Origin of the sequence: Enterobacter dykesii, from assembly GCF_008364625.2 — a bacterium.
Lineage (GTDB): Bacteria > Pseudomonadota > Gammaproteobacteria > Enterobacterales > Enterobacteriaceae > Enterobacter > Enterobacter dykesii.
Genome location: NZ_CP126604.1, coordinates 3,835,672 through 3,858,691, shown reverse-complemented (window position 1 = coordinate 3,858,691; position 23,020 = coordinate 3,835,672). Strand labels below are relative to the sequence as shown.

General features: G+C 58.4%; 20 protein-coding genes and 1 riboswitch. Of the genes, 14 read left to right on the top strand and 6 right to left on the bottom strand.

All coding sequences use genetic code 11. The features are described from left to right. The first annotated feature begins 11 nt into the window (after positions 1-11). Both glnE and hldE read left to right on the top strand, forming a co-directional pair. Positions 12-2,867 carry a bifunctional [glutamate--ammonia ligase]-adenylyl-L-tyrosine phosphorylase/[glutamate--ammonia-ligase] adenylyltransferase gene (gene glnE / locus F0320_RS18320; RefSeq protein ID WP_126329325.1) on the top strand — a complete coding sequence of 952 codons (2,856 nt, stop codon included), beginning with the start codon at positions 12-14 and terminating at the stop codon, positions 2,865-2,867. A gap of 40 nt (positions 2,868-2,907) precedes the next feature. Further along, positions 2,908-4,338 (top strand): bifunctional D-glycero-beta-D-manno-heptose-7-phosphate kinase/D-glycero-beta-D-manno-heptose 1-phosphate adenylyltransferase HldE, encoded by a 1,431-nt coding sequence (gene hldE, locus F0320_RS18315; protein WP_126329327.1) that lies wholly within the window; start codon positions 2,908-2,910, stop codon positions 4,336-4,338. Positions 4,339-4,434: 96 nt separating this feature from the next. Here the strand turns inward: hldE and ubiK are convergent, their stop codons facing one another. Next, on the bottom strand, positions 4,435-4,731 hold the full coding sequence (gene ubiK, locus F0320_RS18310) for a ubiquinone biosynthesis accessory factor UbiK (RefSeq protein WP_045371366.1): 297 nt from the start codon (positions 4,729-4,731) through the stop codon (positions 4,435-4,437). A 119-nt stretch (positions 4,732-4,850) separates the two neighbouring features. Next, positions 4,851-5,001: riboswitch (FMN riboswitch) on the top strand. A 106-nt stretch (positions 5,002-5,107) separates the two neighbouring features. On the opposite strand from ubiK, the gene ribB reads away from it, so the two are divergent. Next, entirely contained in the window at positions 5,108-5,761 is a 654-nt protein-coding gene (gene ribB, locus F0320_RS18305; RefSeq protein ID WP_023309208.1) for a 3,4-dihydroxy-2-butanone-4-phosphate synthase, read from the top strand. A 32-nt stretch (positions 5,762-5,793) separates the two neighbouring features. On the opposite strand, the gene zupT is transcribed toward ribB, so the two are convergent. Beyond that, positions 5,794-6,567, bottom strand: a complete 774-nt coding sequence (gene zupT / locus F0320_RS18300; protein WP_045404035.1) for a zinc transporter ZupT — start codon at positions 6,565-6,567, stop codon at positions 5,794-5,796. Between the two features lie 196 nt (positions 6,568-6,763). Here zupT and ygiD point away from each other — a divergent pair, with 196 nt between their 5' ends. Next, positions 6,764-7,552 carry a 4,5-DOPA dioxygenase extradiol gene (gene ygiD, locus F0320_RS18295; RefSeq protein ID WP_126329329.1) on the top strand — a complete coding sequence of 263 codons (789 nt, stop codon included), beginning with the start codon at positions 6,764-6,766 and terminating at the stop codon, positions 7,550-7,552. Between the two features lie 92 nt (positions 7,553-7,644). Here ygiD and F0320_RS18290 read toward each other — a convergent pair whose 3' ends face one another. The 3 genes from F0320_RS18290 to tolC form a co-directional block, all read right to left on the bottom strand. Continuing rightward, a complete protein-coding gene (locus tag F0320_RS18290; RefSeq protein WP_126329331.1) occupies positions 7,645-8,805 on the bottom strand; it encodes a glutathionylspermidine synthase family protein in 1,161 nt (386 codons plus the stop codon). A gap of 2 nt (positions 8,806-8,807) precedes the next feature. After that, positions 8,808-9,476: a DUF1190 family protein gene (locus F0320_RS18285; RefSeq protein ID WP_023309204.1), complete on the bottom strand. Its 669-nt coding sequence runs from the start codon at positions 9,474-9,476 to the stop codon at positions 8,808-8,810. Positions 9,477-9,637: 161 nt separating this feature from the next. Next, positions 9,638-11,116 carry an outer membrane channel protein TolC gene (gene tolC / locus F0320_RS18280; protein ID WP_063439524.1) on the bottom strand — a complete coding sequence of 493 codons (1,479 nt, stop codon included), beginning with the start codon at positions 11,114-11,116 and terminating at the stop codon, positions 9,638-9,640. Positions 11,117-11,320: 204 nt separating this feature from the next. On the opposite strand from tolC, the gene nudF reads away from it, so the two are divergent. Genes nudF through parE form a run of 5 tightly spaced genes read left to right on the top strand, consistent with a single transcriptional unit; the run spans position 11,321 to position 15,729 of the window. Next, entirely contained in the window at positions 11,321-11,953 is a 633-nt protein-coding gene (gene nudF / locus F0320_RS18275) for an ADP-ribose diphosphatase (RefSeq protein ID WP_008502974.1), read from the top strand. Beyond that, a complete protein-coding gene (locus F0320_RS18270) occupies positions 11,950-12,372 on the top strand; it encodes a DUF1249 family protein (protein ID WP_014833293.1) in 423 nt (140 codons plus the stop codon). Before nudF ends, F0320_RS18270 begins: the two co-directional genes overlap by 4 nt. A 27-nt stretch (positions 12,373-12,399) precedes the next feature. Continuing rightward, the gene (gene cpdA, locus F0320_RS18265; protein ID WP_126329332.1) at positions 12,400-13,227 is read left to right on the top strand and encodes a 3',5'-cyclic-AMP phosphodiesterase; all 828 of its coding nucleotides are present in this window, start codon (positions 12,400-12,402) and stop codon (positions 13,225-13,227) included. After that, the gene (gene yqiA / locus F0320_RS18260; RefSeq protein WP_008502976.1) at positions 13,227-13,808 is read left to right on the top strand and encodes an esterase YqiA; all 582 of its coding nucleotides are present in this window, start codon (positions 13,227-13,229) and stop codon (positions 13,806-13,808) included. Before cpdA ends, yqiA begins: the two co-directional genes overlap by 1 nt. Positions 13,809-13,836: 28 nt before the next feature. Next, the gene (gene parE / locus F0320_RS18255; RefSeq protein ID WP_126329334.1) at positions 13,837-15,729 is read left to right on the top strand and encodes a DNA topoisomerase IV subunit B; all 1,893 of its coding nucleotides are present in this window, start codon (positions 13,837-13,839) and stop codon (positions 15,727-15,729) included. An 89-nt stretch (positions 15,730-15,818) separates the two neighbouring features. Here parE and F0320_RS18250 read toward each other — a convergent pair whose 3' ends face one another. Then, the gene (locus tag F0320_RS18250; protein ID WP_126329336.1) at positions 15,819-17,960 is read right to left on the bottom strand and encodes a TonB-dependent siderophore receptor; all 2,142 of its coding nucleotides are present in this window, start codon (positions 17,958-17,960) and stop codon (positions 15,819-15,821) included. Between the two features lie 386 nt (positions 17,961-18,346). On the opposite strand from F0320_RS18250, the gene F0320_RS18245 reads away from it, so the two are divergent. Genes F0320_RS18245 through F0320_RS18225 form a run of 5 tightly spaced genes read left to right on the top strand, consistent with a single transcriptional unit; the run spans position 18,347 to position 23,020 of the window. Next, complete coding sequence (locus F0320_RS18245) at positions 18,347-19,159, top strand: ABC transporter ATP-binding protein (RefSeq protein ID WP_126329338.1); 813 nt, start codon at positions 18,347-18,349, stop codon at positions 19,157-19,159. After that, positions 19,156-20,139 carry a FecCD family ABC transporter permease gene (locus F0320_RS18240; protein ID WP_126329340.1) on the top strand — a complete coding sequence of 328 codons (984 nt, stop codon included), beginning with the start codon at positions 19,156-19,158 and terminating at the stop codon, positions 20,137-20,139. Before F0320_RS18245 ends, F0320_RS18240 begins: the two co-directional genes overlap by 4 nt. Next, positions 20,136-21,176 (top strand): FecCD family ABC transporter permease, encoded by a 1,041-nt coding sequence (locus F0320_RS18235; RefSeq protein WP_149323903.1) that lies wholly within the window; start codon positions 20,136-20,138, stop codon positions 21,174-21,176. The genes F0320_RS18240 and F0320_RS18235 overlap by 4 nt, the downstream gene beginning before the upstream one ends. 9 nt (positions 21,177-21,185) lie before the next feature. Further along, positions 21,186-22,136: an iron-siderophore ABC transporter substrate-binding protein gene (locus F0320_RS18230; protein WP_126329435.1), complete on the top strand. Its 951-nt coding sequence runs from the start codon at positions 21,186-21,188 to the stop codon at positions 22,134-22,136. Further along, positions 22,133-23,020: a MurR/RpiR family transcriptional regulator gene (locus tag F0320_RS18225; protein WP_023309195.1), complete on the top strand. Its 888-nt coding sequence runs from the start codon at positions 22,133-22,135 to the stop codon at positions 23,018-23,020. The genes F0320_RS18230 and F0320_RS18225 overlap by 4 nt, the downstream gene beginning before the upstream one ends.

Here is a 23,020-nt window from a genome sequence, read left to right as displayed (position 1 = left end):
GAACCCCTATAATGCCGCTTTCTTCACCGTTACAGCAGCAGTGGCAGACCGTTTGCGAACGTCTGCCTGAGTCATTACCGGCGTCATCGTTAAGCGAGCAGGCAAAGAGCGTGCTCGCCTTCAGTGATTTTGTTCAGGAAAGTATCACCGCCAACCCGGACTGGCTGGCAGAGCTTGAGAACGCGCCGCCGCAGGCGGACGAGTGGCGGCATTACGCCGGCTGGCTGCAAACCGCGCTCGAAGACGTTGCGGATGAAGCCACGCTGATGCGCGTCCTGCGCCAGTTCCGCCGTCGGGTGATGGTGCGCATTGCCTGGGCTCAGGCGCTGGAGCGGGTGAGCGAAGAGAGCACGCTGCAGCAGTTAAGCGAGCTGGCGCAAACGCTGATTGTCGCCGCGCGCGACTGGCTCTACGCCGCCTGCTGTAAAGAGTGGGGCACGCCGTGCAGCGAGGAAGGGGTTCCTCAGCCGCTGTTGATTCTGGGGATGGGCAAGCTGGGCGGCTGCGAGCTGAACTTCTCCTCCGACATCGACCTGATTTTTGCCTGGCCCGAGAACGGCTCCACGCGCGGCGGCCGTCGCGAGCTGGACAACGCCCAGTTCTTTACCCGTCTCGGCCAGCGTCTGATCAAGGCGCTGGACCAGCCGACGCAGGACGGTTTTGTTTACCGCGTGGACATGCGCCTGCGTCCGTTTGGCGACAGCGGACCGCTGGTGCTGAGCTTTGCCGCGCTGGAAGATTACTACCAGGAGCAGGGGCGCGACTGGGAGCGCTATGCAATGGTTAAAGCGCGGATTATGGGCGACAGCGACGACGCTTACGCCAACGAGCTGCGCGCCATGCTGCGCCCGTTCGTATTCCGTCGCTATATCGACTTCAGCGTCATCCAGTCTCTGCGCAATATGAAAGGGATGATCGCCCGTGAGGTGCGCCGTCGCGGGCTGAAGGACAACATCAAGCTCGGCGCGGGCGGCATTCGCGAAATCGAATTTATCGTTCAGGTTTTCCAGCTGATTCGCGGCGGGCGTGAGCCGTCGTTACAGTTCCGCTCGCTGCTGCCGACCCTTAGCGCCATCGAGCAGCTTCACCTGCTGCCGGACGGCGATGCGCAAACCCTACGCGAGGCCTATCTGTTCCTGCGTCGTCTGGAAAACCTGCTGCAAAGTATCAATGACGAACAGACCCAGACCCTGCCGGGGGATGACCTTAACCGGGCGCGCCTGGCCTGGGGCATGCGCGTGGACGATTGGTCAACGCTGACCGAACGGCTGGATGCCCACATGGCAGGCGTGCGCCGCATCTTTAACGAGCTGATCGGTGATGACGAAAGTGAATCGCAGGACGACGCGCTTTCCGAGCACTGGCGCGAGCTGTGGCAGGACGCGCTCCAGGAAGATGACACCACGCCGGTGCTGACGCACTTAACCGACGACGCGCGCCATCGCGTGGTGGCGCTGATCGCTGATTTCCGTCTTGAGCTGAACAAACGCGCCATCGGCCCGCGCGGCCGTCAGGTGCTGGATCACCTGATGCCCCATCTGCTCAGCGAGGTTTGCTCGCGGGCGGATGCGCCGGTGCCGCTGTCGCGCATGATGCCGCTGCTGAGCGGGATTATCACGCGTACCACCTATCTGGAGCTCCTGAGCGAGTTTCCGGGGGCGCTGAAGCACCTGATTACGCTCTGCGCCGCCTCGCCGATGGTGGCCAACAAGCTGGCGCGTTACCCGCTGCTGCTGGATGAGCTGCTCGATCCGAACACGCTGTATCAGCCCACGGCGACGGATGCCTACCGGGACGAGCTGCGTCAGTATCTGCTGCGCGTGCCGGAAGAGGACGAAGAGCAGCAGCTGGAGGCGCTGCGCCAGTTTAAGCAGGCTCAGATGCTGCGCGTGGCGGCGGCTGACATCGCCGGAACGCTGCCGGTGATGAAAGTGAGCGATCACTTAACCTGGCTGGCAGAGGCGATCATCGACGCGGTGGTCCATCAGGCGTGGGTGCAGATGGTGGCCCGCTACGGCCAGCCGAAGCACCTTGCCGATCGTGAGGGGCGAGGATTTGCCGTGGTGGGTTACGGCAAGCTCGGTGGCTGGGAGCTGGGATACAGCTCCGATCTGGATTTAATCTTCCTGCACGACTGCCCGGTTGACGTGATGACCGACGGCGAGCGCGAGATTGACGGGCGTCAGTTCTATCTGCGCCTGGCGCAGCGCATTATGCACCTGTTCAGCACTCGCACCTCGTCGGGCATTTTGTATGAAGTCGATGCCCGTCTGCGTCCGTCCGGCGCGGCGGGCATGCTGGTGACCTCAACGGAATCCTTCGCCGATTACCAGAAGAATGAAGCCTGGACGTGGGAGCATCAGGCGCTGGTGCGCGCTCGCGTGGTGTATGGCGATCCGCAGCTCAAAACGCAGTTTGACATCATCCGTAAGGACGTTATGACGACGGTGCGAGAGGGCGCCACATTACAAACAGAAGTGCGGGAAATGCGCGAGAAAATGCGCGCGCATCTCGGCAATAAACACCGCGATCGCTTTGATATTAAAGCCGACGAGGGCGGGATTACCGATATTGAGTTCATTACCCAGTATCTGGTGCTGCTGCACGCCCACGACAAGCCGAAGCTGACGCGCTGGTCCGATAACGTGCGCATTCTGGAGCTGCTGGCGCAAAACGACATCATGGACGAGCAGGAGGCGCAGGCCTTAACCCGCGCCTACACGACGCTGCGCGATGAGCTTCATCACCTGGCGCTGCAGGAGGAACCGGGGCACGTGGCACTGGACTGTTTTGCTCATGAACGTGCTCAGGTAACGGCCAGCTGGCAGAAGTGGCTGGTGGAACCGTGCGTAACAAATCAAGTGTGATATTATCGCGCGCAAATTGTGAATCTTTCTGGAGTCAGGAATGAAAGTAACACTGCCAGAGTTTGAACGTGCTGGGGTTATGGTTGTTGGGGATGTGATGCTGGATCGCTACTGGTATGGACCGACCAGCCGCATCTCTCCGGAAGCACCGGTACCGGTGGTCAAGGTCGACACCATTGAAGAGCGTCCCGGCGGCGCGGCAAACGTGGCGATGAACATTGCCTCCCTGGGCGCGCAGTCGCGTCTGGTGGGCTTGACCGGCATCGACGATGCGGCGCGCGCGCTGAGCAAGTCGCTGGCGGACGTGAACGTGAAGTGCGACTTCGTTTCTGTTCCGACCCATCCAACGATTACGAAACTGCGCGTGCTGTCGCGCAACCAGCAGCTGATCCGCCTCGACTTTGAAGAAGGGTTTGAAGGCGTTGATCCCGAGCCGCTGCACGAGCGTATCAACCAGGCGCTGGGCAATATCGGCGCGCTGGTGCTGTCCGACTACGCAAAAGGCGCGCTGGCCAGCGTGCAGACGATGATTCAGCTGGCGCGTAAAGCCAACGTGCCGGTGCTGATCGACCCGAAAGGGACCGATTTTGAGCGCTATCGCGGCGCGACGCTACTGACGCCGAACCTCTCCGAGTTTGAAGCGGTGGCGGGCAAGTGCAAAAGCGAGGAAGAGCTGGTTGAGCGCGGCATGAAGATAATTGCCGACTTTGAACTGTCTGCGCTGCTGGTGACCCGCTCCGAGCAGGGGATGACGCTGCTGCAGCCGGGCAAAGCGCCGCTGCATATGCCAACCCAGGCGCAGGAAGTGTACGACGTGACCGGTGCCGGTGATACGGTGATTGGCGTGCTGGCGGCGACGCTGGCGGCAGGAAACTCGCTGGAAGAGGCGTGCTACTTCGCCAACGCCGCGGCGGGCGTGGTCGTCGGTAAACTCGGTACCTCAACCGTTTCGCCAATCGAGCTGGAAAACGCGGTGCGCGGTCGTGCGGATACCGGTTTTGGCGTCATGACCGAAGAAGAGCTGAAGGTGGCCGTCGCCGCCGCGCGCAAGCGTGGTGAAAAAGTGGTGATGACCAACGGCGTGTTCGACATTCTGCACGCGGGCCACGTTTCGTATCTGGCGAACGCGCGCAAGCTGGGCGATCGCCTGATTGTGGCGGTTAACAGCGATGCATCGACGAAACGCCTGAAGGGCGAAACGCGTCCGGTGAACCCGCTCGAGCAGCGCATGATTGTGCTCGGCGCGCTGGAAGCCGTGGACTGGGTGGTGTCGTTTGAAGAAGATACCCCGCAGCGCCTGATTGCCGGCATTCTGCCGGACCTGCTGGTAAAAGGCGGGGATTACAAGCCTGAGCAAATCGCGGGTAGCGAAGAGGTCTGGGCCAACGGCGGTGAAGTGATGGTGCTCAACTTTGAGGACGGGTGCTCAACCACCAACATCATCAAGAAGATCCAGAAGGACAGTCAGTAGTTCGTGCGAGCTGATGCCCTCACCCCAACCCTCTCCCATAGGGAGAGGGAGTAAAGATAAAAAAACGGCAACCAAGGTTGCCGTTTTGCATTAACTTCACGCCTGATCGTCCACCGGTGGAATGGCCGGTGCCGGCTTCACTTCTTCCGGCGCATTGCGGTTTTCCAGCTCGCTCAGACGCTGTTCCAGCAGCGCCAGCTTCTCGCGGGTGCGCAGCAGAACCTGGGTCTGCACGTCGAACTCTTCGCGGCTGACTAAATCAAGGCGAACCAACTGCGCCTGCAGCGTCTGGCGGATTTTCTTTTCTACGTCATCACCAAATTCACGAATGCCTTTTGGCATAGATTCATGAACCTGACGCGCGATCTGCTCAATTTTTTTCGGGTCAATCATTGGCGTTTCCCTTGATGGAAAAGTGTTAGTGTCCATTGTAGCGCGTCATGCCCGGGGTAAACAAAATTGTTTGATGCTTATGCATTGCCCGGGATAATCAATAGCGTTATAGTTATCTCGCTTATTCTCAGGGCGGGGCGAAATTCCCCACCGGCGGTAAATCAGCGTGACGCTGAAAGCCCGCGAGCGCTTTGGGTGAATACTCAAAGGTCAGCAGATCCGGTGTAATTCCGGGGCCGACGGTTAGAGTCCGGATGGGAGAGAGTAACGATCAAGTCGGGCATGGGCCCGCTCACGTTATCTTTTTGCCGCTTATACGGCGCTCCTAAGACTGCCCTGATTCTGGTAACCATAATGTTAATGAGGTTTTTTTACCATGAATCAGACGCTACTTTCCTCTTTTGGCACTTCAACTCAACGTGTTGAACATGCACTGGATGCACTGCGCGAAGGCCGCGGTGTGATGGTGCTTGACGATGAAAACCGTGAAAACGAAGGCGACATGATTTTCGCCGCCGAAAACATGACCGTTGAACAGATGGCGCTGACCATCCGTCACGGCAGCGGCATCGTCTGCCTGTGTATTAATGAAGATCGTCGTAAGCAGCTCGATCTGCCGATGATGGTCGAAAACAACACCAGCGCCTTTGGTACCGGTTTTACCGTGACCATTGAAGCGGCGCATGGCGTGACCACCGGTGTGTCTGCGGCTGACCGTCTGACCACCGTACGTGCAGCGATTGCCGATGGTGCGAAGCCATCCGATCTGCACCGTCCTGGCCACGTCTTCCCACTACGTGCGCAGGCGGGCGGCGTGTTGACCCGCGGTGGTCACACCGAAGCGACGATCGACCTGGTGACGCTGGCTGGCTTCAAACCTGCTGGCGTGCTGTGCGAACTGACCAACGATGATGGCACCATGGCGCGCGCGCCGGAGTGCATCACCTTTGCCCGCCTGCACAACATGCCGGTGGTCACGATTGAAGATCTGGTTGAGTATCGCCAGGCGCACGAGCGCAAAGCCAGCTGAAAATAAAAACGCCGGGAAGTCCCGGCGTTTTTTTACCCGATTCCTGCGCTCTGCAGCAGAACCAGACTTAATCCCATCACTGACATTCCGCACAGCACGCCATAGCTGGGGTTGTTGTTTGGATCGATCTCCTTCGCCAGCGGCATCAGTTCATCCACCGAAAGTGCAACCATGATCCCTGCTACCGCTGCCATGATCGCCGCCATCACTACCGGAGAGACCAGGCTACCAAGAATCAGCCAGGCCAGCACGCCACCGAGGATTTCGGCCATCCCGGAAATACCCGCCCAGAAAACCGCGGTGCGTTTCGATCCCGTTGCGGCATACACGGGTCCGGCGACGGCCAGTCCTTCAGGAATATTGTGTAAGGCGACCGCCAGCGCGATGCCAAAGCCCATCTCCAGATTACTGCTGGCCGTCACGTAGGTAGCGACCCCTTCCGGGAAGTTGTGCAGGCTGATGCCAAGCGTTAACAGCACGGCGGTACGCTTGATATTGCGCGGCATAGGCGTCACGTTTTTCTGCATTAAATCCTGCGGATGCGCGTGCGGTAGCATCCGATCGAGGGCAAAGTATCCCAGCAGGCCAAAGACAAACATGCCGTAGCCCAGCAGCGGAGACATGCCTTCTGTGCCCAAGGCGGCAGGCAGCATCTCCATCAGAGAGATGAGCAGCATGATCCCGGCAGCAAAGCCCAGTGAAAAGGCCAGTACGCGGTTAGAGGGCTTTTGGCCGAGCACGCCGAGGATCGCACCGATGAAGGTCGCGGCGCCCGCCAGTATGGTCAGGATCAAGGGGACTGACATGCATTGCTCCTTTTGATAATCATTCTCATTAATATAAATGATCCATTTCTGGCAAAGCGAGGGTGAAAACCCGGCTTTACACATTCCTTACATTCAAATTTCCTGATGATGATCTTCACGCTTATCTGCGTTCATCTTTGCCGGATTGCGCGTAATGTAGCACCATTAAATTGACACCTTCTGTAAGGATATCACCATGACTTCTTCCCGTATGCCAGCCCTGTTTTTAGGCCACGGTAGCCCTATGAACGTTCTGGAAGACAACGTCTATACCCGCGCCTGGCGTCACCTGGGCGAGACGCTGCCGCGGCCGAAAGCGATCGTGGTGGTGTCTGCGCACTGGTTTACCCGTGGGACGGGCGTGACCGCCATGGAAGCGCCAAAAACCATTCATGATTTTGGCGGCTTCCCGCAGGCGCTGTACGACACGCATTATCCGGCCCCCGGCTCGCCTGAGCTGGCACAAAAGCTGCTGGAGCTGCTGGCGCCTGTCCCTGTAACGCTGGATAAAGAGGCCTGGGGCTTTGACCATGGCTCCTGGGGCGTGCTGATCAAAATGTATCCTGATGCGGATATCCCGATGGTGCAGCTGAGCATCGACAGCACCAAACCGGCGGCCTGGCATCTGGAGATGGGGCGTAAGCTCGCAACCCTGCGTGATGAAGGCATCATGCTGGTGGCAAGCGGCAACGTGGTGCACAACCTGCGTACCGCACGCTGGCACGGTGAGAACACGCCGTACCCGTGGGCAACCTCTTTTAACGACTACGTCAAAGCGAACCTGGCCTGGCAAGGTCCGGCTGAGGAGCATCCGCTGGTGAACTATCTGGATCATGATGGCGGTTCGCTCTCTAACCCGACGGCGGAACACTTCCTGCCGCTGCTTTATGTATTAGGCGCATGGGACGGTCAGGAGCCAATTACCATTCCGGTCGACGGTATTGAGATGGGAAGTCTGAGTATGCTGTCGGTGCAGGTGGGATAATAAAAGCAAAACGGCAACCTCAGGTTGCCGTTTTTAGTGTTTGCACCCTCTCCCTGTGGGAGAGGGTCAGAGTGAGGGCATCAGGCCGCGGCCTATTCGACAAAAATATGCGGATAGAACCGCGACAGATCCTGCGTGATCAGCGCGCGATCTTCGCGAATACCAATCCCGGCCGGTTGATCGTTGATAAGCCAGCTGCCAATCAGGGTATAGCTGTCGCCAAATTTCGGCAGTTGCCAGAACTCCTGGACGATCATCCCTTCTTCGCCGTACGGCCCTTCAACCGCTTCCAGCGTCTTACCGTTTTCGATAATCGAGACGTTTGCGCCTTCGCGGGAGAAGATCGGCTTAACGACGTATTTCTCCATTTGCGGGTAATCATCTTCCGCAAAATACGCTGGCAGCAGGTTCGGATGGTTCGGGAACATCTCCCAGAGCATCGGCAGCAGGGCTTTGTTAGAGATAATGCTCTTCCATGCCGGCTCCAGCCAGCGCACGCCAGCATCTTCCAGCTTGGTGGAAAACATCTCGCGCAGCATGTATTCCCACGGGTATAGCTTGAACAGGTTACTGATCACCTGGTCCTGCATATCCGTAAACTGACCTTTTTCACCCAGGCCGATATCCTCGATATAGAGGAACTCGGTCGCCACTTCCGCTTCTGCGGCGCAGTCCTGCAGATACTGAACCGTGCCACGGTCTTCTTCCGTGTCGCGGCAGCAGGCGAGATGGAGCAGGTTAAAGCCATGCTGTTCACGCAGCTCGGCAAAACGCTCAATCAGCTTTTCCTGGAGGCTGTTAAACTGGTCGCTGCCTTCCGGCAGGTTTCCGGCATTGGCCTGGTCTTCCAGCCAGATCCACTGGAAGAACGCCGCTTCGTACAGAGAGGTTGGCGTATCGGCGTTGTTTTCCAGAAGCTTCGGTTCACCTTTGCCGTCCCACGCCAGATCCAGGCGAGAGTAAAGCGAAGGTTGATTCGTTTTCCACGACTGGCGCACAAAGCCCCAGGTGTGCTTCGGAATGCGGAACTTTGCCAGCAGCTCGTCGCTGTCGATGACCTTTTCCACAATCTTCAGGCACATCTGGTGCAGCTCGGCCGTCACCTCTTCCAGTTTTTCCACCTGAGCCAGCGTGAGCCTGTAATAGGCGTCTTCACACCAGTAAGGCTCGCCGTACATGGTGTGAAAGTTAAAACCGTACTCGGTGGCTTTTTCGCGCCAGTCCGGGCGCTCGGTGATACTGACTCGTTCCATGATCAGCCGCCCATTGAGCGAGTAGAGGAGGTGCCTGTCGCACTACGCTGCATGCTGGTCTGCTTCGCCACAGATTCACCAAACCCGCCGCGGGTGATGGTGCTGGTGGTGGCAGGCTTCGGCGCCATCGCCGTTTTCGGTACGGTCACGGTGCGGCCAGGGGTCGCTGCGCCGTAGCCTTTGCCGCTGGCATCGGTATATTGACCGTAAGCCGGGCTGGCCGGGTTTTTCGAGCTAAACAGCGGCTGCTGCTGGTAGCCCGCACCGCCGCCCATCAGGCGACCCATCATGTAGCCAGCCATCAACGGCATCCAGAAGCTGCCGCTGGACTGCGCCTGCGCCTGATTTTCAGGTGCGGTGCCTGCCTGAGCCGGTGCCTGCTGGCACTGACCTTCACCGAACTCCGCCACGCAGTCTTCGCGTGAGGCATATTTCGGCGCGGTACGTTCCGCTTCTTTCAGCGCGCTGGTGTAAGCCGTTTTACATTCAGCGGCTTTGCCGGTTGCGGCGGAGCAGTCGTCTGCGTTTTGATACAGCGATACCGTTTCGTCATTTTTCTCACAGCCTGCCAGCATAAAGACAGCCGTGACCGCCAGCGCAACAGGGGTGAGGTGACGCGCGTTCCAGCTCTTACGGAACGAAGCGTGATTTATGGATTTTGTCCGTTTCATCTTTGTCTTCCAGGACCCAGTGGTAATAACGCTCAGGATAGAGGATGAGTGGTTGAAAATGAAGCGAAGAGGGGCGGAATCAGGGGGATCTTTACGTTGGCTTACGTTCGGATGTGATTCAGATGCGCCCTCTCCCTGTGGGAGAGGGCCAGATCATAAACTTAATTACGGAACGGATTATTGCCTTTGCTGGCGGATGTAGTGGTACGCGCAGCGGCTGGCTGTGCCGCCGGGGTATTGCCGTTAGCGTTGAAGTTATCAACCGCAGCAACCTGCTCCGGATTTTCCGGTGCAACGCTGTCCGGAGAGGTGGAGACCGGTTTGCCCAGCGCGCTGTTCAGCATCTGCAGGTCTTGCTCGTTCAGCGTACCCAGAGCCTGTTTGATGTTCAGCTGGTTAATCAGGTACTGGTAACGCGCGCTGGAGAGCTGCTGTTTCGCGTTGTACAGCGTGGTGGTCGCGTCAAGCACGTCCACGATAGTACGCGTACCGACCGAATAGCCCGCTTCCATCGCGTCCAGGGAGCTCTGCGCAGACACCACGGCCTGTTTATAGGCGTTGATGCTGCTGATGGAGGCGTTCACGTTGTTGAAGGAGGAACGTACGGTCTGCACCACGTTTCGGTGGGCGCTTTCCAGCTGCTCGCTCGCGCCAACAAAGTTGTACTGCGCCTGTTTCACCTGAGAGTTGACCTGACCGCCCTGGTACAGCGGCAGGGAGAAGCTCAGACCCACTTTGTTTTGACCCATATTGCTGTCGTCGTACTGGGACGTATTGGTTTTAGAGCCGCTATAGGTCGTATCAGAGACACCGGTAGACGCGCTCAGGCTCAGGGTTGGCAGATGGCCGTCCTGCGCCTGACGAATTTGCTCGCGGGCCAGATCCTGGCTCAGACGCGCCTGCAGCAAACTCAGGTTGCGGTTTTCCGCCTCTTTCAGCAGGGCGTTAACGGCCTGCGGTTTATCCGTTTTAAAGCTGTCCACGTTCAGCGACGCCAGCTCAGGATAGTAATTCCCGGTGACCTGACGCAGGGATTCCAGCGCGTTGTCGAGGTTGTTACGCGCGGTCACTTCGTTAGCCAGCACGGTATCGTACTGTGAACGGGCGTTCTGCACGTCGGTGATCGCCACCAGGCCCACGTTGAAACGCTGGGTGGTTTGATCTAACTGGCGGTAAATCGCCTGTTTCTGCGCTTCGGTGTAGGAGAGTGCGTCAATCGCGCTCAGCACGTTGAAGTACGCCGTGGCGGTGTTCAGGATCAGCGTCTGCTGGTCGGTTTGATAGGTCACATCCTGGATACCCGCACTCTTTTCCTGCAGGGTCAGGGCGCGCCATTTGGACATATCAAACAGCGTCTGTGTCAATTGCAGTGAGGCGCTGGTAGCATTGGAGTTTACGCCGTTAGCGTCGCGGAAACCGTTGCTGTAGGTATAATCTGCACCTAAACCTAACTGTGGCAGCAAGGGGCTACGCGCTTCGTTAATCTTTTCAAACGCAGCATCACGATCGGCCGCTGATTTACGTAAATCAGGGTTGCCCAGACGTGCCTGCTGGTAGACCTGTAACAGGTTTTCCGCCTGGCTCATTGCACTGAAGCCCGTCAGGCTCAGGCCGATAAGGATGGGGAGCAATTTCTTCATTTGCATTCCTTGTTGTGAAGCAGTATTAGCGCTGATCTAATTAAAAAATAATTGCCGATTCTAACAGAATCTTCCATACCAAAAGGTTGGCGTAACGTGCCATCTGGCGGTAATTTGCACCAATCTACCATATAGCCTTACAAACGGCAGCCAAACAGCCTTGAAATTCACAATTTCATCACCATTGCTACCAGGACTCGACTCATGCAAAAACCAGAAAAGTTGCCCGTGACATTCGCCAAAAACGATGTAGAAATTATTGCACGAGAAACGCTTTATAGCGGTTTTTTTTCAATGGATCTTTACCGTTTCAGGCATCGCCTGTTTAACGGGGAAATGAGCGGCGAAATCAGACGCGAAATTTTTGAGCGCGGGCATGCGGCAGTCTTGCTACCCTTTGACCCAGTGCGTGACGAAGTTGTGCTGGTGGAGCAGATCCGCATCGCCGCTTATGACGTCAGTGAGAGCCCGTGGCTGCTGGAGATGGTGGCCGGGATGATCGAAGAAGGTGAGACGGTTGAAGACGTCGCCCGACGCGAGGCGCTGGAAGAGGCCGGGCTGGTGGTGGGCCGCACTAAACCGGTGCTGAGCTATCTGGCAAGCCCTGGGGGCACCAGCGAGCGCTTGTCCATTATGGTGGGCGAAGTGGACGCCACGACGGCGGAAGGGATCCACGGTCTGGCAGATGAAAACGAAGATATTCGGGTTCATGTGGTGAGCCGGGAACAGGCTTATCAGTGGGTAGAAGAGGGGAAAATCGACAACGCAGCGTCTGTCATCGCCCTGCAATGGCTGCAGCTGCATTATCAGACATTACGAAACGAGTGGAAAAAATGAAGCGCTATACGCCTGACTTCCCAGAAATGATGCGCCTGTGCGAAACCAATTTCGCACAGTTGCGCCGCCTGCTGCCGAAAAACGACGCACCCGGCGAAACGGTAAGCTATCAGGTGAGCAACGCGCAGTATCGGTTAACGATAACAGAATCAACGCGCTACACTACGCTGGTGGAGATTGAGCAAACGGCACCCAGCATTAGCTACTGGAGCCTGCCGTCGATGACGGTGCGTCTCTATCACGACGCGATGGTCGCTGAAGTGTGTTCAAGCCAGCAGATCTTTCGCTTCAAGGCGCGGTATGATTACCCGAATAAAAAGTTGCATCAACGCGACGAAAAGCATCAAATTAACCAGTTTTTAGCCGACTGGCTAAGATATTGTTTAGCACATGGAGCAATGGCGATTCCGGTTTGTTAGCGTCATAAACCTACCTAAGGACACCATTTGGAAAGCCTGTTGAACCTGACTGTTGCTGGTGGGGCGCCAGTCAGGATATTACAAATCACCGATACCCACCTTTTTGCCGAAAAGCATGAAACGCTGCTGGGGGTGAATACCTGGGAGAGTTATCAGGCGGTACTTAGCGCCATTCACGCCGAAAACCGTGCATGCGATCTGATTGTCGCAACGGGCGATCTGGCGCAGGATCAGTCCTCCGCGGCCTACCAGCATTTTGCTGAAGGCATCGCGAGCTTTAGCGTGCCTTGCGTCTGGCTGCCGGGAAACCATGACTTCCAGCCCGCCATGTACAGTTCTCTTCAGGATGCGGGGATTTCTCCGGCGAAATGTGTTTTTGCGGGTGAACAGTGGCAGATCCTGCTGCTCGATAGCCAGGTGTTCGGCGTCCCGCACGGTGAGTTAAGCGAGTTTCAGCTCGACTGGCTTGAGACCAAACTGACTGCTGAACCTGAACGCCACACGCTGCTGTTGCTGCATCATCATCCTCTGCCGGCGGGCTGCAGCTGGCTCGATCAGCACAGCCTGCGCAACTCCGCAGCGCTGGATCGCGTGCTGGCGAAATTCCCACGGGTGAAAAATCTGCTGTGCGGGCATATTCACCAGGAGCAGGATCTCGACTGGAACGGGCGCCGCATGCTGGCGACGCCATCGACCTGCGTTCAGTTTAAGCCGCACTGCGCCAACTTTACGCTGGATACCATCGCGCCAGGCTGGCGCTGGCTGGAACTGCATGCCGACGGCACGCTGACCACGGAAGTCTGCCGTTTGACCGGTGCAAAATTCCGCCCGGATACCGCTTCAGAAGGCTATTGATGTCTACGCTCCTTTATCTGCACGGATTCAACAGCTCGCCGCGCTCCGCAAAAGCGACACAGTTTCGCCAGTGGCTGAGCGAGCATCACCCCGACGTTGAGATGATTATCCCGCAGCTGCCGCCTTACCCGGCAGAGGCCGCGGAGATGCTGGAATCTATTGTGCTTGCGCACGGCGGCGAAACCTTCGGTGTGGTCGGTTCATCCCTGGGCGGGTACTACGCCACCTGGCTCTCACAATGCTTCATGCTGCCCGCCGTTGTGGTTAATCCGGCGGTTCGGCCATTTGAGCTGCTGAGGGACTTTCTTGGCGAAAACGAGAACCCCTACACCGGCCAGCAATATGTGCTAGAGTCACGCCATATTTACGATCTCAAAGTTATGCAGGTCGACCCGCTTGAGGCGCCGGATCTCATCTGGCTGCTGCAACAGACGGGTGATGAAGTGCTGGATTACCGCCAGGCAGTGGCGTATTACGCCTCCTGCCGCCAGACTATAGAAGAGGGCGGAAACCATGCTTTCACGGGCTTTGAGAATCATTTCACCCAGATTGTCGATTTTCTTGGACTGCACAGCCACTGACAATCAATGCGAATTGCTAGTTTAAATCATGACGCAAACCTATAACGCTGATGCCATTGAGGTCCTCACCGGGCTTGAGCCGGTTCGCCGCCGCCCGGGGATGTACACCGATACGACGCGCCCAAACCATCTGGGCCAGGAAGTTATTGATAACAGTGTGGACGAAGCGCTGGCGGGCCATGCCAAACGCGTTGACGTCATTCTGCACGCCGATCAGTCGCTGGAAGTCATCGACGACGGGCGCGGCATGCCGGTGGATATCCACCCGGAAGAGGGCGTACCTGCCGTTGAGCTGATCCTCTGTCGTCTGCATGCGGGCGGTAAGTTCTCCAACAAGAACTACCAGTTCTCCGGTGGTCTGCACGGCGTGGGCATTTCCGTGGTCAACGCCCTGTCCAAACGCGTGGAAGTGAACGTCCGTCGCGACGGTCAGGTATACAACATCGCGTTTGAAAACGGCGATAAGGTGCAGGATCTGCAGGTTGTCGGCATGTGCGGCAAACGCAACACCGGCACCAGCGTCCACTTCTGGCCTGACGAAAGCTTCTTCGACAGCCCGCGCTTTTCCGTTTCTCGCCTGACGCACCTGCTGAAAGCCAAAGCGGTGCTGTGCCCCGGCGTGGAAATTACCTTTACAGACCACGTTAACAATACCGCACAAACCTGGTGCTACGCCGACGGTCTGAACGACTACCTGTGCGAAGCGGTAAACGGCCTGCCGACGCTGCCGGAAAAACCGTTCGTCGGTAACTTTAGCGGTGATACCGAAGCGGTGGACTGGGCGCTGCTGTGGCTACCGGAAGGCGGCGAGCTGCTGACCGAAAGCTACGTCAACCTGATCCCGACCATGCTCGGCGGTACGCATGTTAACGGCCTGCGTCAGGGGCTGCTGGACGCGATGCGTGAGTTCTGCGAATACCGCAACATCCTGCCGCGCGGCGTGAAGCTGTCGGCGGAAGATATCTGGGATCGCTGCGCCTACGTGCTCTCCGTGAAGATGCAGGATCCGCAGTTTGCCGGTCAGACCAAAGAGCGCCTGTCGTCACGCCAGTGCGCGGCGTTCGTCTCCGGCGTGGTGAAAGATGCGTTTACCCTGTGGCTGAACCAGAACGTTCAGGCGGCAGAGATGCTGGCCGAAATGGCGATTTCCAGCGCCCAGCGTCGTCTGCGTGCCGCGAAGAAAGTGGTGCGTAAAAAGCTGACCAGCGGCCCTGCGCTGCCGGGCAAGCTGGCGGACTGTACCGCGCAGGATCTCAACCGTACCGAGCTGTTCCTCGTGGAAGGGGACTCGGCGGGCGGATCGGCCAAGCAGGCGCGCGATCGTGAATATCAGGCGATCATGCCGCTTAAAGGGAAGATCCTGAACACCTGGGAAGTCTCGTCCGATGAAGTGCTGGCCTCGCAGGAAGTCCACGATATCTCGGTCGCGATCGGCATCGATCCGGACAGCGACGATCTGAGCCAGCTGCGCTACGGCAAGATCTGTATCCTCGCGGATGCGGACTCCGACGGTCTGCACATCGCCACGCTGCTCTGCGCGCTGTTTGTGAAACACTTCAAAACGCTGGTTAAAAACGGTCACGTCCACGTGGCGCTGCCGCCGCTCTACCGTATCGACCTTGGCAAAGAGGTTTACTACGCGCTGACGGAAGAAGAGAAAGCGGGCGTGCTGGAACAGCTGAAGCGTAAGAAGGGCAAACCAAACGTACAGCGCTTTAAAGGGCTGGGCGAGATGAACCCGATGCAGCTTCGCGAAACGACGCTGGATCCGAACACGCGCCGTCTGGTGCAGCTGACGATCAGCGACGAAGACGAGCAGCAGACCAACGCCATGATGGATATGCTCCTTGCCAAGAAACGTTCGGAAGACCGACGTAACTGGCTGCAGGAGAAAGGCGATATGGCGGATATTGAGGCCTGATGCCCTCACCCTAACCCTAACCCTCTCCCGCCGGGAGAGGGAATGGATCGTAGGCCCGGTAAGCGCTAGCGCCACCGGGCTTTTTTACGTCAAAACTCCATCTTCACCGTAAACTGCACTTCGCGCGGATCGCCAATCTGGTTGCCCAGGTTGTTGGTTGCAATGGACGACGTGTAGTAGGTCTTATCAAACAGGTTTTTCACGTTCACCTGCAGCGTCACCGGATACTGCAGCTTCATCTTGTACGCCGCAAAGGCATCCGCCACGAAATAGCCCGGCAGATAATAATCCGCACCGTTGGTTGCTGAGCGACGGCTCACGCCGTGCCCGCCGCCGCCCAGCGTCAGGGTATTCCCGGCAAACGCATTGTGAATATCGTAGGTCAGGAACAGGGAGCCGGTATGGCGCGGCACGTTCGGTAGCGGTTTGCCCGCGTAGTCCGGATCTTCCAGCACCTTCGCGTCGGTATAGCCGTAGCTGGCGATAATGTTGGTGTTCTCGGTCAGCGATCCGGCGAGATCCACTTCCACACCCTGCGAGCGTACGCGGCCCGCGGTTTTGGCGACGGTTTCATCTCCAATGCTTTCGGTGTACAACACGTTGCGTTTATGGATATCAAAAAGCGCGATGTTAGCGGTAATGCCGTCGAAAATGTCAAACTTAGCGCCGATTTCATACGCGTTTGACGTTTCTGGCGGCAGGTCGCCGATGTAGCTCGCAATGGAAGACTGCGGCATAAACGTCTGGGAATAGTTGGCAAACAGCGAGACCGCCGGGGTGAGCTTATAAACAAGACCCAGCTTTGGCGTCCACTGGTCGTCGCGGCTGTCGGTGTTCACGTTAAACGGACGGCCTTTCCCCGCGTACTGGGTGTAATACTGATAGCGCATGCCTGCGACGGCGATCCACTTATCGGTCAGGTACAGCGCGTCCTGCGCGTAGGCGGAGTAACTCTCCTGCTTAATGGTTTGATCGCTGTCGGATGCCGAGACGGTGGTGCACTTGCCGAGGCTGCCGTAGCTCGGGTGGTAAATATTGAAGCCCTTAACGTTCTTACAGCGGATCATGTCCGTACGCAGCAGATCGTAATTCTCATACGACACGCCGGTCAGGATCTCATTGTAAAAGCCCGCGATGTCCACGTTCCCTTGCAGATCAGCGCGCGTCGTGTGCATACGCTGGGTCGAGCCCTGGGTCGCATCCACGCGGCGGGTCAGGTTGCCGGTTTTGGAATCGTAGGCCATCACGCGGGCCTGGTTATCGCTGTATTTATCCTGGCTGTAGCTATAGTCGAACTTCGCGGTCCACTGGCTGTTGAGGCGATACTCCGCGTTGAGCTGAGCGAGATCGGACTGGCCGTCGGTTACGTTAAACGGTTCGTCGAAGCGGTTTTTGCGATCGACGTCGACGGCTTTTTTAGTGTTGAGATCGAAGATCGTTCCGCGATCGAACGGCGTTTTATAGTCGCGATGCGAATAGAGCACGGTTACGGTGGCGTCGTCGCCAAACCAGGTCAGCGACGGGGCGATAAAGGTGCTACGTTCGTTGCCGAAATTGCGCCAGTAATCCTCGTCCTGATACTCACCCGTGAGGCGATACGCCAGGCGCGTACCGTCAATCGGGCCGGTAACATCGATCTGTCCGGTGCCGCCGCCAAAGCTGGAAGAGGTGGCGGAAAGGGAACCGCCGAAGGTTTTCTCCGGGCGTTTGGTGACGACGTTGATCAGACCACCCGGATCGAGAATGCCGTAGAGCGTCGAGGCCGGGCCTTTCAGCACCTCCACGCGCTCGGTTGCGGCATTAAAGCTGCGCGGCAGGACGGTGCGCAGGCCGTTGGTCATGATCGAGCCGTCGCGGTTCGCGCCAAATCCGCGGCGCACGAAGGCATCCTGCGTACCGCCCAGGGTGTTGGTCTGCACCACGTTGCTAACGTTATAGAGCGCTTCATCCAGCGTGGTGGCATGCTGATCCTCCAGCACTTTATCGCTGACGGTATTGACCACCTGCGGTATATCCAGCATCGGCATGTTGGTTAACGTCGCGGTGGAGGTGTTCATCGGCTGATAGCCATTCGTGGCCTCCGCCGTCGTATTTGGATCGGCGGTGACGGTAAGCGTTTCGCCGTCTTTAGCCGCGGTGTTATCTGCTGCCTGCACCAGCGGCGCCATGAACAGCAGTGAAAAGAGCGCGCGCCCTTTTATCCCAGAGAGTGAAGGTGTGAACGTAGCCATTACATCTGTTATCCCGAAATATCCCGCGAATGACGTTTCGCGGAAAAATGTGTGAGTCATTGCCCTTTACGGTCTGTCCGTTAGCCACGGCGGGCATCGGACATGTAATTGAGAATCATTCAATCATGAGCGAATGTAGTAGTAAATGGAAAAAAGAAAAAATCGACTACAACGTTTCGCCGGGCATACAAGCGCCGAGGAATAATGATTAACTTATTGAAATAAATGTTTTTGCAAGCCTTTCCGTATTCATTTTTCCTCAGTCTTATCCCTGGTTTTATCAGGGTGTTTCTTCTCTTGACTACTACATGGCGCAGCGTCAAACTCTCAAAAGAGAATGATTTTTATTTATATTTGTTGCGCTTTTTTATTACGTTGGCATTCACGTGGCTCACAACACAAAAAAACCGGGACTGGTTCTGGAGAACCTCTCTGCGGGCTATCAGAAAAAAATCATCGTTGATGATATCTCCCTTGCGATCCCACAGCGGAAAATGACCGTGCTGGTAGGGGCGAACGGCTGCGGAAAATCCACGCTGCTGAGCACCATTGCGCGCTTGCTTCAGCCGCTTGGCGGCGCGGCAGTTCTCGACGGTAAGGCGATCCACGAGCAGCCGACCAAAGCTGTCGCCCGCCAGCTGGGTATCCTGCCGCAGTCTCCGCTGCTGCCTGAAGGGTTAACCGTCTTTGAGCTGGTCTCGCGCGGGCGTTTTCCCTGGCAAAACTTTATGCGCCAGTGGAGCGACGAGGACGAGCTGGCGGTGGAAGAGGCCCTGCGCCTGACCGGCACGGCAGAGTTTGCCCATATGGCGGTGGAAAGCTTATCCGGTGGCCAGCGTCAGCGCTGCTGGATCGCTATGGCGCTGGCGCAGCAAACGCCGTATATCCTGCTTGACGAGCCCACGACGTTTCTCGATCTCCGCTATCAGGTGGAGATCCTGGAACTGCTGCACGCCCTGACCCGCCAGCACGGACGTACCGTCGTGGTGGTGCTGCACGATCTCAACTTCGCCGTAAACTACGGCGATTCGCTGGTCTTTTTACGCCAGGGGAAAGTTGAAGGCGTATTGCATGAGGGCGATGCCTGCACGCCGGAGCTGATTAAAGCGGTGTTTGATGTGGACGTGCATATGTCCATCAACCCGTTGACCGGCAAGCCGTTCTTTATGCCGTTTCGCCAGAGCAGCGTTCAGCCATGATGCGCTCCTCTCTGGCCTTCCCGATCTTCGCATTGCTGCTGGCGCTGGGCGCGATAATGCATCTGGGCATCGGCGCGCGCTTCATCGCCCCGCAGACGGTGGTGGAGGCATTTTTCCATTTCGATCCGCGCAATTTCGACCATAACGTCATTATCAAATTAAGACTGTTGCGCCTCTGCGCCGCGATGGTGACGGGCGCCTCGCTCGGCGTGGCGGGCGTGCTGCTGCAGTCTGTGATCCGCAACCCGCTCGGCGAGCCGCATATTCTGGGACTCAACGCCGGGGCCGCGCTGGCGGTAGTGATTACCAGCGCGCTTGGGCTTTCGCTACCGTTTGGTCGCCCGCTCGTTGCCGCCGCTGGTGCCGCCGCGCTGTTTTTGCTGGTGCTGATGTTCTCCTCGTCCGGTCGCACCGGGCTTACGCCGATGAAGGTCACGCTGTGCGGCGTGGCGATGTCGGCGTTTGCCTCGTCGATTACCGCCGCGGTGTTAATCCTCGATGAACAGACGCTGCTCGCCATGCGCACCTGGCTGGCAGGGGACCTGGCCGGGGTCAGCATACAGACGCTCCGGAGCGCCCTGTGGGCTGCAACAGCCGGTTTTGTTCTCGCCATCGCGCTATCGCCCTCGCTCAATATGCTGGCGCTGGGAGACCGAATGGCGCAGGGGCTTGGCGTGTCGCTGCTGAAAACCCGCCTGCTCGCCCTGCTGGCGATTGCGCTGCTCTGCGGCGCGGCCGTCTCCATTGCCGGGCCGATTGGCTTTATCGGCCTCGTGGTGCCGCAGCTCATCCGCCGTCTGGTGTCGGTCGATTTACGCGTGATGGTGCCGCTGTCTGCCCTGTGTGGCGCGCTGGTTCTGCTGCTGGCGGATATCGCCGCCCGCACGCTGTTCACGCCGTGGGAGCTGGCAACCGGCATCATGACGGCCCTGGTCGGCGCGCCCGTATTCATCTTTATGGCGTCGAGGATGTTCAAATGAACCGGGCCGGATTCCGCGCGATCCGTATTGGCCGTTTATCGGCGCTGGTTCGCCCGAGGGCGCTGGCGTGCCTGACGCTTTTATCTCTGGTGGCGCTAAGCCTGCTGGGCTTTGGCCTGACGCACGGATCTCTGCCTGTTCCCATCTCCGCCATCGGGCGGGCGCTGTTTTCTCCTGAGAGCCTGACGGCGGAGACGCGCTACATCGTGATGGATATCCGCCTGCCGCGCCTGCTGATGGCGGTGCTGTGCGGCGCGATGCTCGGCATGGCGGGGGCGGCAATGCAGTCCATCACCCGTAATGGTCTGGCTGACCCCGGGCTTATCGGCGTGAAGGAGGGCTGTAGCGCGGCGGTACTGCTTCTGATTTTTCAGTTCCCGGTGCTGGGCCTGGCCTGGCGTCCGCTGGTCGGCATGGCCGGTGGGCTGCTTACCGCGCTGCTGGTCATTGCCCTGGCACGCGATATCTCGCGCCCGCGGTTCATCCTGATCGGCATCGGCGTGTCGTGGGCGTTTGCCGCCGCAATGGGCGTCTTTATCACCACCGCCGACGTGCGCGACGTGCAGACGGCGATGCTGTGGCTGGCGGGAAGCCTGCATGCGGCAAACTGGACGCTGGTGGGCCTGGCTGCGCTCTGGGCTGCCCCCGCGTTTGCGCTGCTGCTGTTTACCGCACGGGCTGCGGACGTGGCGTTGCTCGGCAATCAGGCCGCCGTGGGCCTTGGCGTGCGCACAACCCGGCTGGTGCTGCTGCGGGTTCTCGCTCCGGTGGTGCTGACGGCGGCCTGCGTCTCGTGCGTGGGCAGTATTGGTTTCGTTGGGCTGATTGCCCCTCATATGGCGCGCCTGCTGCTGCGCGGTGGGCAAACCGCGCTCCTGACGGGAAGCGCCGTGCTGGGCGCGCTGCTGGTGCTGCTGGCGGATAACGTCGGACGTCTGGCATTCCTCCCGCTGCAGCTGCCGGCGGGAATTGTGATTTCATTGATTGGCGGACCGTTTTTCCTGCTGCTGCTCTGGCAGCGTCGGGACAGATTTTAGGAGACTATGATGCGCGTACTGTTTTCGATGCTATTGCTGGTGGGGTTCGCGGTGGGGGCGGCGGAGCCGACGCAGACGTTTACTGACGATCTGAACCGAAAAGTGGTGGTGCCGGTTCATCCGAAGCGGATTGTTTCATTACACGATCTGGATATCACCATTCCGCTGATTGAGCTTGGCGTGCCGCCGGTGGCAAGCCATGGCCGCACGCGGCCGGATGGCAGCCACTTTCTGCGCTCAAGCGGCATGTTGACCGGCGTCGACTTCGATAATTCCGACATTAAATTTATCGGTACGGCCGATATCGACATTGAAGCCATCGCCGCCGCAAAGCCTGACCTGATCGTTACCGAGCCGACCCGCAACACCCCGGTGGAACAGCTGGCGAAAATTGCCCCGACGGTGAGCATCGATCATCTCGACGGCGGCGCGCCGGAGATCTACCGCAAGCTGGCTCAGCTCACGGGCACGCAGGCAAGGCTAGACATTCTGGAACGCCGCTATCAGGAACAAATCAAGGCGCTGAAGGCGACTATTGATACCCGCAAGGTGACCGTGTCCGTGATTCAGGCGAATCAGGGGAAGATTAACGCCATGCACAGCTACCACTCGCTGGGCCGCGTTCTGCGCGACGCAGGATTCAAATTCCCGCCGCTGATTGAGTCCATCCCGGAAGGGGGACGGATTGACGTCAGCGCCGAGCGCCTGCCGGAGCTGGATGCCGATTTCGTCTTCGCCACCTGGCGCGGGGATACGGGCGGTAAACCGCAGGACGAGCTGGCGGCGATGGATGCGGTCATGCCGGGCTGGTGTCAGTTCCTGAATGCCTGCCGAACCGGGCATTACGTGCTGATCTCGCGTGAAGAGGCCATCTCGAATTCGTACGCCTCGTTAGGGCTGATGGCCGCGCAGGTGCAGTCGCAGATTGCCGGGCGTCCGCTGCCGGAGGCGTCACGGTGATCCGCAAAGAGAAAGGGCGCGTGGATGTCTATGGCGACCGCTTTCGCGCGCGTGCGCATCAGCTGACGCCGCGTCTGCTGCAGGTTGCACGCTATATTCATGACAACCGCGAAGCGGTAATGGAACAGACCGCAATGGAGATCGCGACGCTGTTGAAAACGTCGGATGCCACGGTGGTACGCGCCATTCAGGCGCTGGGTTTCGCCGGGCTGCGCGATCTCAAGCAAACGCTGGAGCAGTGGTTTGGTCCGGTGGTCACCTCCAGCGAAAAGATGTCCACTACGGTGAATACGCTCGCCAGCGACGTCAACGCGAGCATTGATTTCGTGCTGGAGGGGCATCAGCACACCTGCGAGGTGTTATCCGAGCCCCACAACCGCTACGCAATGGCCCAGGCGGTCTCTCTGCTGGCGCAGGCGAGGCAGGTCGCCATATTTGGCATTGGCGCCTCCGGCATTCTGGCCGAGTACACCGCCAGGCTGTTCAGTCGTATGGGGTTACCCGCCACGCCGCTTAACCGTACAGGGATAGGGCTTGCCGAGCAGCTGATTGCGCTTCAGCGCGGCGACGTGCTGGTGATGATGGCGCAGAAATCCGCGCACCGGGAGGGGCAAACCACGCTGCGTGAAGCAAAACGGCTGGGCATTCCCACCATCCTGCTAACCAATGCCCTCGATTCGCGTTTCAGCAAGGAGGCCAGCGTGGTGATCCACGTTCCGCGCGGCGGCGAAAAAGGCAAAATTCCGCTCCACGGCACGGTGCTGCTGTGTCTGGAGATGATCATTTTATCCGTCGCCTCCACCGAGCCGCAGCGCACCATCAAGTCGATGAAGCGCATCAACGAGTTACACCGTGGGTTAAAGCCGGGGAAGAAAAGCAGCTAA